11 protein-coding genes are annotated in these 14,653 nt (G+C 53.2%); 2 read left to right on the forward strand and 9 right to left on the reverse strand.

What is annotated here, in order from left to right; all coding sequences use genetic code 11:
* The first annotated feature begins 80 nt into the window (after positions 1-80).
* Positions 81-1,139 carry a porin gene (locus tag MT343_RS07680; protein WP_145470989.1) on the forward strand — a complete coding sequence of 353 codons (1,059 nt, stop codon included), beginning with the start codon at positions 81-83 and terminating at the stop codon, positions 1,137-1,139.
* 107 nt (positions 1,140-1,246) lie between these two features.
* Here the strand turns inward: MT343_RS07680 and MT343_RS07685 are convergent, their stop codons facing one another.
* The 8 genes from MT343_RS07685 to MT343_RS07720 all read right to left on the reverse strand — a co-directional run bounded on the left by MT343_RS07685 (position 1,247) and on the right by MT343_RS07720 (position 10,466).
* Positions 1,247-2,092 (reverse strand): SDR family oxidoreductase, encoded by an 846-nt coding sequence (locus MT343_RS07685; RefSeq protein WP_145470990.1) that lies wholly within the window; start codon positions 2,090-2,092, stop codon positions 1,247-1,249.
* A gap of 183 nt (positions 2,093-2,275) precedes the next feature.
* Positions 2,276-3,823 (reverse strand): amidase, encoded by a 1,548-nt coding sequence (locus MT343_RS07690; protein WP_145470991.1) that lies wholly within the window; start codon positions 3,821-3,823, stop codon positions 2,276-2,278.
* A 120-nt stretch (positions 3,824-3,943) separates the two neighbouring features.
* Complete coding sequence (locus MT343_RS07695) at positions 3,944-4,858, reverse strand: FAD:protein FMN transferase (protein ID WP_222428622.1); 915 nt, start codon at positions 4,856-4,858, stop codon at positions 3,944-3,946.
* Entirely contained in the window at positions 4,842-6,029 is a 1,188-nt protein-coding gene (locus MT343_RS07700) for a DUF3570 domain-containing protein (protein WP_145470992.1), read from the reverse strand. The genes MT343_RS07695 and MT343_RS07700 overlap by 17 nt, the downstream gene beginning before the upstream one ends.
* Positions 6,030-6,040: 11 nt before the next feature.
* A complete protein-coding gene (locus tag MT343_RS07705; RefSeq protein WP_145470993.1) occupies positions 6,041-6,253 on the reverse strand; it encodes a DUF4266 domain-containing protein in 213 nt (70 codons plus the stop codon).
* A 15-nt stretch (positions 6,254-6,268) separates the two neighbouring features.
* Positions 6,269-6,769: a TlpA disulfide reductase family protein gene (locus MT343_RS07710; RefSeq protein WP_243989480.1), complete on the reverse strand. Its 501-nt coding sequence runs from the start codon at positions 6,767-6,769 to the stop codon at positions 6,269-6,271.
* Positions 6,770-6,784: 15 nt separating this feature from the next.
* Positions 6,785-8,140: a DUF1501 domain-containing protein gene (locus MT343_RS07715; RefSeq protein WP_145470994.1), complete on the reverse strand. Its 1,356-nt coding sequence runs from the start codon at positions 8,138-8,140 to the stop codon at positions 6,785-6,787.
* Between the two features lie 10 nt (positions 8,141-8,150).
* Positions 8,151-10,466, reverse strand: a complete 2,316-nt coding sequence (locus MT343_RS07720; RefSeq protein WP_186436041.1) for a c-type cytochrome — start codon at positions 10,464-10,466, stop codon at positions 8,151-8,153.
* Between the two features lie 326 nt (positions 10,467-10,792).
* On the opposite strand from MT343_RS07720, the gene MT343_RS07725 reads away from it, so the two are divergent.
* Complete coding sequence (locus tag MT343_RS07725; protein WP_145470996.1) at positions 10,793-12,784, forward strand: sensor domain-containing diguanylate cyclase; 1,992 nt, start codon at positions 10,793-10,795, stop codon at positions 12,782-12,784.
* A gap of 74 nt (positions 12,785-12,858) precedes the next feature.
* On the opposite strand, the gene MT343_RS07730 is transcribed toward MT343_RS07725, so the two are convergent.
* On the reverse strand, positions 12,859-14,523 hold the full coding sequence (locus MT343_RS07730) for a methyl-accepting chemotaxis protein (RefSeq protein WP_145470997.1): 1,665 nt from the start codon (positions 14,521-14,523) through the stop codon (positions 12,859-12,861).
* Positions 14,524-14,653: the final 130 nt, after the last annotated feature.

Below are 14,653 nucleotides of genomic sequence, written 5' to 3' on the forward strand. Positions count from 1 at the left end.
CTCTGTCTGTTCTGGCCAGATATCCACGGGAAACCCTGAGTTTTCCGGGATTCATTCATAATAAGGAAGGAGAGAGTCTTTTGAAAAAAGTACACTTATCCCTGGCCATTGCGGCCATCAGTGCAAGTGCGGTGCCTGCTGTTGCATCGGAATCGATCAGCGGTGGCTTCTGGCTGAATCATGCGCTTTATAACAATAACGTTGATGAAGTGTCTTATGGTGATACCAGCTACGAAGCGCTGATTCTGTATATCGATAAAACCGATGAAAAAACCGGCTGGCAGTTTTCCTCAGAAATGCGTTACGGCACCGGTGCTTTCACCGATCCGGCGAATAACAATACCGGTGCTCATTTCGGTTTCCATAAAGCCTGGGTGGGTAAAACCTTTGGCAAGGGTGAGCTGAAAATCGGTAAATCTCAGGTGCCTTTTGGTTGGGCAACCGTTAACTTCTGGCCTGGCGATGAGTTGCTGGGTGGTTATGCCGACCAGATGGATGTCGGTGTTAAATGGAGTGCCGATCTGGGTGCGATTAACTATGACGTTGCTTACTTCCACGTTGATGACTTTGGTTCCAGCACCGAAACCATGGATGACGGCGGTCACTGGGGCAGCAAAACCACTTACCAGAAAACGCATACTTTCGTGCTGAACGGTGCATATGATCTGGCTGACAAGCAAAAAGTCGGTGCCTCTTACCAGAACGGTAAATTACGTGATCTGACCGGTGCTAACGCTGAGCGTCCGTATGTCGGTGAGCATAATGCCGCGGTTGTGTATTACGAAGGTGAGTTCAACAATTTAGGTGTTAAAGCCCAGTATATGATCACCGAACGTGATCTGAACGGTATTGGCGGTGTAAGCGGTTTACCTAAGGTTAAAAACGACCGTAAAGCCGTAACGCTGACCTACAGCATGGGTGATTACCTGTTTTATGTGGACTACACCAATGCTGAATCGAATACCAAGGGGAATACCGTTGGCTCCGCCGACAGCTGGGCGCCGGGTGTGAGCTATAACTATGGCCCGGGCTGGTTCTACCTTGAATACGTATCCAATGATGGTGATATCGGTGCCAATGGTGAAGTTGTTGACGGCGACTTCGATGCACTGTATCTGACCATGGATTATTACTTCTGATTGCATAAGATGTAATAAGACCATAAAAAAACCGCAGCTCTGGCTTAGGCTGCGGTTTTTTTATGGCGTCAGGTTATGTTTTATGAAACCACGTTGTGTTCTCGGCCTCAGCGTTTTAACGCCAGCAGGCCGAATTTTTTACTCAATATTTTGTCGAGCAGAGGCAGTGGAATCCAGCGCTTCATAAAGGGCAGTGCGCGGCTGCCATTACCGATACGGATCACCGGGTCCGGCTGGCTCAGTAACTGTGCCATTAATTCGCGGGCAAAATCCGTTGCCGGAGTCGGGTTGTCCTGTGAGGCAGTCGCCCGTGCCTGAATCTGTTTTTTCAGCGGTGCGTAAAGTGAACCGGGTTGAATCAGATCGCCCAGATTGGCCAGAGAGTTATCACCGAATTTTGACTGAATCGCACCAGGCTGAACGGTAATAACCTGAATATTAAACGGCGCAAGCTCCATGCGCAGAGCATCGGATAAGGCATGCAGAGCGGCTTTGGTGGCGCAGTAGGCGCCGGAAAAGGGTGTGGTCAGAATGCCGGAAACCGACCCGATGTTGACCACCTGAGCCGGATGTTTTTCATTCTGGCTGGCCTGTAATAACGGCAATAAGGCTTTGGTCAGCGCAATGGGCGCAAATACGTTGGTGGCAAACTGCTGTTGCAGCGATTCGCTGCTGAGCTCGGCCACCGGCCCCATCGCGGCGTAACCTGCGTTATTAATCAGGCAGTTCAGGTGGCCTGAGCGTTCACGGATAAGTTCAGCCGCCTGCTGAATATCCGCCGCATTGTTCACATCCATCTGCAGGGGAATTAAATGGGTGCTGGTCAGGTTATGCAGGCTGTCGGTATTGCGCGCGGCGGCATACACCAGATAACCATGACGCAGAAATTCTTCGGTCAGGGCGCGGCCAATACCTGAAGAGCAGCCGGTAATCAGAACGGTTTTATTATTCATGGGCATATTGGCAATCTTTTAATTGTTATCGGTCAGGGTGCCACAATCCTGTGACAGGATTGTGGATGGCCTTTTTATTTTCTGTTTCTGTAGCGTGTTTGTTGCATCTTATAAATCCGGGATACTTAGCTCCTCACAAATCCGGGATACTTAGCACCTCACAAATCCGGGATGCGTTGCACCTTATAAATCCGGGATGCGCCGCATCCAGGGCTGCGCCTGTTCCAGCTGTTGGGCCAGCTGCAGCAGGGTGTTCTCATCGCCCATTGGCGTAATAAACTGCGAGCCCAGTGGCAGGTTATTCGCCGTCCAGTATAACGGCACCGACATCGCCGGCAGGCCGGTCAGGTTGGCGAGCTGGGTAAAGGGCAGTTTCTCCAGATTATCCAGTGCCATCTGTTTCACCATACCGCTTTTCAAAAGCAACTTGTGCAGGCCAAAGGCATTGATCACTTTCATGGCTATTGCTTCCCATGCCGGTGGCTCAAAGCTGCCAATCGGCACCGGCTCAGAGCCGAGAGTCGGGGTTAATAATACATCGTAGCGCTGATGAAACAGGTGCATGGTCTGGGCAAAGTCATTCCAGCGGCGCTTGGCCTGCACGAAATCTCCGGCGGAGATGGTTTTACCGAGGAAGCCAAGTACCTTGGTCGTGTCTTCCACATCCAGATTGCTGATGCGGCTGCCCAGCTGCTGCGCCATAAATTCAAGGTCGGCCGCAACATGGCCGAAATACATGGTCAGGTAACTGTCGGCCAGCGCTTCGCCATCCAGACGGATGTCAACCGGCTCCACCTCGTGGCCGAGTTGCTCCAGCAATTTTACGCTGTGCTCAACGGCGGCAACGGCCTCAGCGCTGACCGGGCGACCAATAAACGAGGTGCTGGTATAACCGATACGCAGTTTGCGCAGCGGCTGGTTCAGACATTCGAGATAATTATTACGGCTGTGCAGCGGGTAGGGGCTGGAGCCATCGGGGCCAGCGATCACATCCAGCATGGCGGCGCTGTCACGCACACTGCGGGTGAGTACATGCTCGGTCGCCGCACCGTCCCAGAACTCCTGCGCATAGGGACCGGTCGGCACCCGGCCACGGCTTGGCTTGAGGCCAAACAGACCACAGCAGGCGGCAGGAATACGGATAGAACCGCCGCCATCACCACCGGAGGCCATCGGCACAATGCCGGCGGCAATAGCTGCGGCCGAACCACCGCTGGAGCCGCCAGGGGTGTGATTCAGATTCCAGGGATTGCGCGCCGGGCCAAAAGCCTTGGGTTCGGTGACGCCCATCAGCCCCAGTTCCGGCGTGTTGGTTTTACCAAAAAACACCAGACCGCTGCGTCTGAAACGGCTGGCCAGTTCACTGTCGCGTGGTGAAATACGGCCTTTTAATGCATTGCTGCCGTTGCTCAGCGGTGTACCTTCGACCGCACAGAGCAGGTCTTTCAGTAAGAAAGGCACACCAGAAAAGGGACCATCGGGTAAGCCGGCGTTAATTTGTGCGCGGCCGTAATCGTACAGGGGGGTAATAATGGCGTTGATTTTGGGGTTGACCGCTTCGGCCCGGGTAATGGCCAGATCCAGCAGTTCGCTGGCGGAAGTCTCACCGCGCCGTACCAGATCGGCCAGGCCCATCGCGTCATGCTGGCGGTAATCAAAAGGGGCTGCGTGGACGGCTTCAGCCTGTTCTGTGGCTGGATTACTGACCGTATCGGCGCTTGGCGTTTCCATAGTCTGACCTGCTGATGTTTTTCTTATTGAGGGCCTCTTTATATCAGCCCTTGGCGGTAACGGCCAATGCCGCCGGTGTCAGGTTATGGGTGTTGAATGTCAGAACGCAGGCGCTGAGTGTCAGGCTTCTGGTGTCAGAGGCCGCAGTTGCAGTGCGGGGTCGATCAGCAGGGCATGAACGTCCTGTTCCTGCAGCCAGTCAACGGCAGCGGCTTCACGCAGCATGGCAATGCTGGATAAGGTGCCGGCCAGCAGGCAGGACGGAGCCAGCACCGTCACCGAGGCCCAGTGGCTGACCGGCCAGCCGGATTGTGGGTTTAACAGGTGGCAGTAACGGCGGCCATCCAGCTCAAAATAGCGCTCGTAATCGCCACTGGTGGCCATGCCGCCGCGATAAACCGGAAGTTGCGCAATGGCCTGCTGCGGCTTGCGTGGATGGCGCACACCCAGCAGCCAGGGCTCTTCTCCCTGTGCGCTGATTTTCGGGCCGAGAATATGCAGATCACCGCCGAGATCGATAATTCCCTGATGCACGCCGGCATTGCGGGCAATGGCAGCGGCACAGTCGGCGGCGTACTCCTTGCCGATTCCGCCGAAGTCCAGCTCCATATCGGCGGGCATCCGCAGTTCGTTATCGTTCAGGGTCAGCCGGCCAAGGCCAATGCGTGGCAACAGGCGCTGCAGAGCGGCGCTGTCGGGCAGGGCGGGATGACGGAAGTTCCAGACGCTGCGCAGAATGCCGGAGCTGATATCAAACAGGCCGTCGCTCTGTTCAAAACAGACCCGGGCGTAATTCAGCAGCCAGGCGGTTTCGGCATCGATAACGCTGGCTTGCCCTGCATGCTCGTTCAGACGGGACAGTACGCTGTCGTGACGGTAGCGGCTGTATTTCTGCTCAATGCGGCGCACTTCCTCTTCCATCTGCTGCGCCAGTGTATGAATACCGGGCAGGTCGGGCAGATGAAAGCAGCAGGGCGACGCCATGGCGGTAAACTCATGGTGGTGCAGGGTTACAGCTTCAGTAGCGGTATTCAATGCCAAGACTCAGGATACTGTAATCGACCAGTGCCGGGGTTTCGTTATTGGTGGTTTGTACCAGGGCGAAATCTTCCGATGACAGGTATTGCTGCCAGTCGATACTGAGCGTCCATTGCTGATACAGAATGCGGCTTTCTAAGCCATAGCTGAAGGCACCATAAGACGATAACCGCGCATCGGAGCTGTTCAGCTGATCATCCGGCGGATTCTGTTCGAGGCTGTAAAAATCGGCCTGGGTCTGGCGGTAGTAGCGCATCATTGGGATAAAGCGGAACGAAAACGGCGCCAGGCTGACGCTCTGTGCCCAGCGTGCAGTCAGGGTGTGCGAGCGAATGCCCCAGTCATCGCTGTAGTAGCGGTAATCGCCATGCAGGGCTGCGCCATCCCATAACGGAAAAAAGTGCCGGTACTGACCACTGAGGGTCAGCTGTCCACGCCGGTCGGGGCGGCGGTCTTCAAATTTATACGGGTCGGACAGGTAGCCGGACAGCTGGGTGTAGCCGATGCCAACCTGTACGACGCGGTTTTTATCAATAACCTGCGAGACGCCTTCGTAAATGGAGACACTGCGTTTGCCGCGGCCATCGGCACGCTGGCGGTCAGGTGAAATATAGGCATCACTGGGCGACAGTTCATCCAGCGACATACTGACAGAGCCGAGCAGAGTGGTGTGTTTATTAAACAACTCCAGCGAACCATCGGCACCGAGGGCAACAGACTGGTAATCGTTTTCCTGCGACAGGGCCAGACTGGTTCCCAGTGTGCCGTCGAGCTGACCGTTCAGCGCACCACTGAAATAGCGCTTGGGAGCAACTTTCAGGTCATAGCGGGTTTCATTAATACTGGCACCACTCATCAGCAGCACGCTCTGGCCATTGGCATTCTGGTAAGTCTGCATGGGGGAAGCACCGCTCAGGGTTTCGTACTGAAACTCGCTGTTCAGATACCAGTCATCGCCCAATGGCCGTCCATAGCGAAACTGGTGAATATCGATACTGTAACGCTCGGTTGTCGGAGTAAAGGTTCGCGCCCGCGGAGCATCGGCTTCCTGATACTGACTGAAGCGGTACGCCATGACCTGTTCGGTTGGTGCGCTTTCCGCCTGAACCGGCAGGGTCGCCGCGGCCGCTGCCAGAGCGGCCAGAGAATTGAGTGTGTGTTTGCTCATAACATATCGGGCTAGTTACAGCCGCATCCGCCCCCGGCTGCCTGACCGCCGCCGGACGATCCTTCCTTGGAAAAATGAATATGGTTATCGAGCGAGGCCTTCAGTGGGTCGGGCTGCCAGGCCATGATGTCCTGGGCCAGGTTGCCCCGTTCCCAGGGTTTTACCGTGCTGCAGCCGCTGATCATCAGCAGGATAGCTACGGTAAGCAGTAATCGGCTGAGCATGGACTCAATACTCCGTTATTTTTGCTGCAGTTGCTGAATGACTTCAGCGCGGATTTTGCTGATATCGGAGGGCTTGAAGCCCTGATGCACGCTCTGAATCCGTCCCTGACGATCAATCAGGTAAGACGTTGGCATTCCACGCAGACCAAAAGCGGTGGGGGTTTTGCCTTCGCCGTCGTACAGCGTTGGGTAGCTGACCGGGAATTCTTTCAGAAACGCACGGGCATCTTTGACATCTTCATCCAGATTGATGGCCAGTACTTCAAAGCCCTGACCTTTCAGCTCAGTGCGCAGCTCGTTCAGCAGTGGCAGGGATTTACGGCAGGGGCCGCACCAGGAGGCCCAGAAATCAACATACACGACTTTGCCTTTGTAGCTGGCCAGTGACAGCTGACCTTTCTGGGTTAACAGCGGCAGTTTGAAGGCCGGGGCTTTGTCGCCGGTTTCCACCGCCAGACTCAGGGATGAGGTCAGCAGGCTGGTCAGTAACAGTACAGCGGTCATCAGTAAGCGCACGGGCTTATCTCCTTATTAAGCGAAAATATCAAAGTCGTTAACCCGCAGCGGATAATTGCTGTTCAGGACGCTTTGATCAACTCCAAGCAGCTTACGCAGAGCCTGGTTAACATGAGCCGGGGTCAGCTTGTCGCCGCTGGCATCGGCCAGGCCGGTGCTGCGGTTCAGTGTCTGAGCACGATATTCACTGGTGGAGGCGCCGAACACTTTGCCGCCGGTGCTGCCGGGGTGCAATACCATCATGCTGGTGACCGGCCAGTGATCTTTGCCATTACCGGAATTGTAGTAGGGTGTACGGCCGAAGTCAGAACCAACCACGACCGTGGTGCGGTCGGCGATACCGGCGTATTGCAGGGCAACCTGCAGGAAGTGGATGCCTTCCAGTAAGTCCCCCAGTTGCGGATAAGCACTGGCGTCGTGATTACCGTGGGTGTCGAAGCCACCGATATTCAGATTGGCCGAGGCCGCCAGGCCACTGTGGAAGGCGGCGGTTACCACCTCTGCCTGACTTTTCAGGCTGTTGGAACGGTTCGTGTTCCAGTTACTGTCGCGGCTGACGTTGGCACGGATATCGGCCAGCGATACGCTCAGCTGACCAAGATTGCTGTCTTCACTGCGCACACCGAACAACTGACTCAGCTGCTGGCGGCGTAACGGCAGTGGCTCCTGTTGCTGCTGGCGCTGAAGCCTGGCTTTCTGTGCAGCAACAATAGCGCTGTACTGGTCGATGCTGCGGTCACTGGTGCGGAACATAAAACCCCGGTCGCCGCTGTAGCGGTTAGGGTCTGCCAGCTGGTTAATAAAATCTGCATTACTGGCCCGGGCACGGGCAACCAGTGAGTCGGTAAAGTCGTAGCCACCGTTGCTGATAAACGCCATTGGCAGGGTTGGGCTGGTGGCCGCAGCAAAGTAGGCGGCAAGGCTGGGATAGCCAATCTCTTCTTTTCCAGACCATATTACGCGGTTGCCGGTATCGTGGTTATTGGTGCCGGTATCGATGCCGTTGATGATGGTCAGACGGTTGCCATAGGTATTGAAGAACTGATCGAACTGGCCTTCTACCCGTAACAGTACGGCATCGTCGTTGGAAACAAAGGATGGGATGGCACTCCAGCGGATATTGCCGAAGGCTTTAGCCGGGTCCAGATCGACGGAGTTGGTAGAGCCCAGATGGCGGTCAGACTGAGCTTCATAGGCACTGTTCAGACCTTTGGGATCGCACAGCGAGGTCGGGTCCCAGCCGCCACTGGCATTAACAACCACCAGAAACCGGTCGGGTGCGGCTGCAGCATGAGCCTTGGGAGTCCACAGCGGCATTTGTGCGGTCATGCCGGTGGCCGCCATGAGTTGCAGAAAGTGACGACGTTTCATGGCGTTCTCCTTATTCGTAGGCAAAGCGGTAGTCAGACAGCAGATAGGTAATTACAGCCATCCAGGCGCGGATGCTGTAATTTTCATCCCGTTCAAGGCGTAATTCCTCCGGCATATCGCCATTGGTACGGCCGTCGGCGGCACGGTACCAGCGCGCGCGACATTCCCATTCGAGAGAGGTCCCTGGTCGTGGTTCGTAGTCGCGGTAATTAACCAGCAGCTCCTGACCCTGGGCCCAGACCTGATAGAACAGGTCATAGCTGGCCTGCAGTTCGCTGCTGTTGATATCAAGCTGTTCGCCCAGCAGTACCCAGTGCAGATGCTGCAGGTTGTGTTTAATCATACTGACAGCCTGAGCGTTGACCGTGCCATCGCTGTTCAGCGGTGTGGTTGTCGGCTCAACATAACGGAACAGCTTGCGTTCGGTGGCTGTGCGGGTGAAATCCAGCGCGGTACCCCGGCAGGCCATTTCTGTCGCCATACGCTGCTGAATGGCGATGGTCAGGCCGCTGGGTTCACGGATGCGTTCGGTAATGCTGTCGGAATCCATGCCGCCGTACATAATGCGGTTGTTTTCATTGCGGAACTCATCCCAGCCAAAGCCCAGGGTAGCCTGCAGCTTGCGCTGCATCTGTTCCGGGCTGAGGAACTGGCTGGCACCAATATGCTTATTCGACGCCAGTTTGCCTGCATCTACCGCCTTGGCCCGGTAATAAGGGCTCATGATGATACCTTTGACTCCGGTTTTGATATTCCAGCCGTCGGCAGCCATGGCCTGACCGATGGTGTTGATAACAGCGCGCTGGCTGTTATAAGCGACCTTGTCGGCGTCACTGCCATTCTCGCCTGGCGATTCCAGCGGTTCCTGGCCAATGATCCCGGTATACAGGGTGCGCATGGTGGCGCGGATAAAGCGCGGGTCGTTGGCGATTTCGGTACCCAGCCACTGCAACATCTTACGGAAATAGCCGCTGCTGCCGGATAGTGGAATGGTTTTACCAGCCAGACCTGCGGGTTCTATATCGGAGCTGTCCCAGCGGTTAGGGGAGGTGCTGCCGGTCACAATAAACTGGCCGCGGTCGGTAAAGTGCTGGAAAGCAGAAGAAACCGGGTCCATTACCTGATGACAGGCATAGCAGGCCGGATCAAGCAGCGTCGGGTTTGCAGTACCTGTACCAATACCATCGCCCGGACGGTCACCCTCAATTTTCAGAATGTCGGTATCCAGAAAATAATCAAAAACAATACGTGAACGGTGACGGTTGCGGTTGGTTGCGGTGGTTGGATAGCGGTTTAAGAACATCGGAGAGGTCAGCACACCGGCGTGATAGAGGCCGCCTATTTCATATTCGAGATTCTTTTTTACCTGTGCCGGGCGGAAATCGTTCGGGTCGTAATAAACTTTAACACCGTTGGCATCACAAACTGGCTCAGCCAGCTGCTTAAAGGGGGTACCGGAATCAACCAATGTTGCTTCATAGACCTGCTGGCTGTACCAGTTCACCATCATGTAGTCGGCATTCATATAGAGGGTGTGAGGCAGACCGTTTTTGGCGGCGTAACGCACCAGCTCGAGAGGTTCGCGGGCAACGGCATCGTTAGTAAGTGTGCGCACACAGCCACGGATACTGCTCTGCTCATCCGCTGGGTAAGCATCGTTGTACCATTTACGGTTAGGGTAGTCGTCAGGGTCCAGCAGGTTGACTCCACCTTCAAACTGATTACTGGTCAGGTATTTGTCGGTCAGCAGCTGTTCGTTAAAAGCTTCCATCAGCCACTGATAAAAGTTCTCTTCATTCATCAGCTGATTGAGCGCAAGGCTCAGGCCGCTTTCGCCATTATTTTCCACCATGGCAATTTCGCTGTCGGTGGGCAGGCGGCCAGCCAGTTGTAAGGCTGCACTGCGCAGGGTAACGGTCAGTTCGTTATTGGCGACACCTTCCAGTGTGGTTGTGGCAGCGGCAAGGTTATAACCATTGAACGCATAAAGGATGTATTCCGCGGTATCGGTCGCACAGCTGCCACTGCAGCTGCCTACTTTTCCGATGGGCATAGTGCGGCTGATTTCATCCGCCAGAACGCTCAGAGTTGAGCAGGTGGCACAGGCAACCAGTGACGAGCCAATGGGGGTACCGTTACCGTCAACCCCATGGCAGGATGCGCACTGGCGTTCATACTGGCGCTGTCCTTCGGGGTTGTAATTGCCAATCAGAGTGCCATTGCCGCCATTCGACGCGCCGCCAACATCTCCTGAATATTCGCTCTTGCAGCCGCTCAGGGTTGCGCCCAGAGTCAGCAGTAATACCAACCAGAGTGTGTGTTTCATCCTCGCCTCACCGCGTTGAATCATGCCTTCTGCGGGCATTCCTTTTGTTATTGTCCTGATGGATCGGATCTTTTATAGCAGTCATTCAGTGAAAAAACTGTGAACAACGCTCAACTCTGATGATATGACAGAACCGGCAGTGTAAATTTTTGTGGCGCAGAAGGGTCATGCTGTATCTGCTGTAGCCTGTGCTCATGCAGAATACTTAGTAAATGGTCTTTATATGGTACTTCGGTACTTTTTCTTGTTCGGAATAAATCAGCCGCTATTCCCTTCACTGCAAGGTTTGCCTGCTAGACTGAATTCATCATACGGATGGATGAATTATGTCCCAGCGGTTACTTTCGCCAATGGTTTTTATTTGGCTGATGTTTTTTTCTGTCCCTGATGGAATAGCAGCAACCGCTGATATTGCAGAAGGTAACAATAATAAAGAGCGCATTACTGATCATAATGTCCGGACGGCAGAATATACCGATATCCGCACATTAGCGTCCGGGCAGGAGCTGGATCCGGTGTTGCAATATTACGAAGATACCCAAGCGGCCATTCAGGGGGTACCTTCGGCAGCCTTGGCCTGGCAGTACAACTTGCAGCATAAAATGTCTTTTGGTTATACCGATTCTGTGTACTGGTTTCGTCTGGCGTTGAGTAATCCCGGGGATCGGTCCGAACAACGCTTCCTCAGTCTTACCTATCCAGTGCTGGATCATGTCCGTGTCTATCACCGCAGTAATGAAGGAGATTGGCAGCAGCTGGAGCTGGGTGATAAACAATCATTTTATCAACGACCGGTAATTCACCGCTATTTTGTTATTCCTCTGACGCTGGCTGCCGGCGATGCTGACGAGTGGATATTCCGCGTGGAGACCTCCAGCTCTATGCAGTTTCCACTGAGTATCTGGCAGGAGCGTGATTTTTTTATTCACGACCAGCACCAGATTCTTGGGATGGGTCTTTATTACGGCATTATGCTGATTATGGTGCTGTATAATCTGTTTATATTTCTGGCGGTAAGGGAAGCAAATTATCTGTACTACGTGCTGTATGTTGGCAGCATGGCAGCGTTTCTTGGTAGCTTGCAGGGTATTAACTTTCAATATCTCTGGCCGACGGCTACTGAGTGGAATGACCAGAGTATCATTGTATTCCTCAGTGGCGTTGTACTCTTTGCGGCTATTTTTACCCGTAATTTTCTTAATCTTCAGGAAGTTAATTGGCTTAACCGCTCCTTTGGCGTGATTGTTATTGCTTCTCTGGCCATTGTTGTGATGAGCAATATTATCCCATATCACACCATGATCCGGGTTTTGATTGCGACGGCGGTGATTGGTATTGGTCTGGCTATTTATGGTGGTGTCTGGCGCTGGAGTCAGGGATATTCTGCGGCCCGTTATTACACCGTTGCCTGGTCATCAATGTTGATCGGTGGCGCGATTCTGGCAATGAATAAATTCAATATTATTCCGCGTAATATGTTTACTGAGAATATCGTCCAGTTTGGCTCTGCACTGGAAGTTATTCTGCTCTCTTTTGCTCTGGCCGATCGTTTAAATCAGGAAAAACGTGAACGTTTTGAGGCTCAGATAGCAGCTTTTGAGCATGAAAAAATAGCCCGCATAGCACAAGAGGATGCGCTGGAGCAGGAGCGTAATGCGCGGCTTGCTCAGGAAAAAGCGCTGGAACATGAACGTGAAGCACGTGAAGCGCAGGCAAAGGCGTTGGAAATTCAGCGTAAAGCAACGGAAACTCTGGAGCTTCGTGTTAAAGAGCGCACCTTAGAGCTGGAAGATGCCAACCGTAAACTGGAGATAATGAGTATCACTGATCCGCTGACCAATGTCCGGAATCGTCGTTTCTTTGATCAGATTATGCAGCGGGAAATGGCCCGTGCTATCCGTGAGCGTGAGCCGCTCAGTCTGCTGATGCTGGATGTGGATTATTTTAAAAAGGTTAACGATGTTCATGGTCACCAGGCGGGGGATGAAATTCTGCGTGTGGTCGCTCAGGCTATACGGCAAACGGTACACCGTAATACCGATCTGATTGCTCGTTATGGCGGTGAAGAGTTTATTCTTATTCTGCCCAATACGGAGTTGTCCGGAGCGATGCTGGTGGCTGAGTGTTTACGCAAAACCATTGCTAATCTGAGTTTTGACCGTCTTGCCGAAGGCCTGAAAGTAACGGTCAGTATCGGGGTACATGGTGACGTTCCGCAGTATCAGGATAAGCCAGAGCATTGGGTGCGTTATGCCGATGAGGCCTTATATTATGCTAAGGCCAATGGTCGTAATCAGGTGACACATTATCGGGGATGATTGTCGTAAGAAATAATAAAGGATGCATGGCATCCTTTATTATTTTCAGTTATTCCTTTCAGAATGATAGTGCTTTATTCACTGCGGTAGCCAATCCGGAAGCCTCCCCAGTGGCGGCCATTCACATAAATAGGCACGGATAAATCGTGCATCACTTCACCGGTATCCCGCTTATAGGTCTGCAATAAAAATGGCCGGGTGTTGGCGCCGCAACGTGCTCCGGTTCTGTCATTGAAAATACGTTTGGTACGGCTCTGCAGCAGATCTTTGGCGTAATCGCCGGTCAGTGGCTGAGAGAAACGTTTATTATGGGTTGGGAAATAACCATTAACATCAACTGCTCCGGCATAGGCAATGCTGCTGTTGCGTTCAAGAATTGGCTCCTGAATCGCCGGAAAATGCTGATCACTGAACGTATCATAGCTGGTTGAGTATTTTGTTGGACTGGTGCCTTTAATTGGCTGGTAATTTTTATCAAATACCTGATCTTCCGTCAGTTGTCCTTTGCTGATTGTTTCACTGAGCAGTGAGCCTATGGCTTCAGCAGCAGCTATTGCTTCTTTTTTTGCGGTGTCGTGGGGTTCTCCAAGCTCGCTGTTACCAAAGGCTTCGTAAATTTTTTCAGCGGTTTCAGAAAGCCCCAGTGAGCGTTCGGCAATGGAGGCTATTTCATGCTCGGTCAGTTGCAGTCGTTTGCTGGTCTCCTGCACGATGGACGAAATATGGCGGATATTCTGACTATTTTCCTGAACGCTGGATGCAATCGTGCTGATGCTGTGTTCAATTTCTTCAGAGCGATCATAAATATCATTAAGGTGTGTGCTGATTTTTTGTGTCATCTGCACGCCATGGTCAATGGTCACGGTCAGCTGTTGACTGTTTCCTACGGCATTTTTAATTTCCAGATTGATCTGATTAACGGTATCGCCAATCTGCTGTGTTGCATCGGAGGTTTTGGCTGCCAGTGCGCGAACTTCATCAGCCACAACGGCGAAGCCGCGTCCTTGTTCCCCCGCGCGGGCTGCTTCGATTGCTGCGTTCAATGCCAGCAGGTTGGTTTGTTCGGCAATGTCGCTGATAACCCGGGTAACGGCTTTAATTTCTTCGGATTTCGCTTCAAGCTGTGCAATCAGTTCAGCATTGGTATTAACCTGCTGTCGGGTTCCTTCCATCTGGGGGATGGTTTCATCAACGGCTTTTTTGCCATGGGAGTTAATGGTTTTGGCTTCACTGGCTGCGCGTGAGGCTTCCTGAGTCTGGCTCACCATGTGTTCAACGGTGTCGTGAATCTGGTTGGCTGATGCAACAATCTGGTCGGTATCGGCAACTTCGTCATGAATCTTGGTTTTCATCTGGTCGGCGGCATACGACATTTCCGCGGCGGCAATTGCAATGCGGCCGCCGTGTTCTGACAGTTTGCTTTTTAATTCGCTGTAAATACTCAGCTGCTGTTCGAGCCGGTCCAGATCTTTCTTCAAATAGGAAGGCAATGGATGGCGAGTGCGGTCGTGCTGAGCCGTGGGATGAGTCAGACGGTGTGCAATCTGGTGGCTTAGCAGGATCTGGGGACGGATGACCATGCGATACAGAACGGCAAGAGTAGCAGCGATTGTTATCACAATAACAGAGACTGTCGTCAGATCTGGCGGAGTAGACAGGTGGGCCAGTTGTGTCAGAACCAGGCTGGCGATGAGGCTGATCAGCGTTGCCAGCAATATGCGGATTCCATGCTTTGACATATTACGCTCCGGAATAGTTATTCCTTTCAGCTTAGTCAAAACAGAGCGGAGTCGCAGAAGTAAATGGTAGTAGTCTTCAGGCGTTGTCTGATCTGGCGGGGTTTCGGACTAAAGGTTATAACGTGACTTT

This window comes from Venatorbacter sp. C2-1, assembly GCF_022832715.1.
In the GTDB taxonomy this organism is placed as follows: domain Bacteria; phylum Pseudomonadota; class Gammaproteobacteria; order Pseudomonadales; family Oceanobacteraceae; genus Venatoribacter; species Venatoribacter alkanivorans.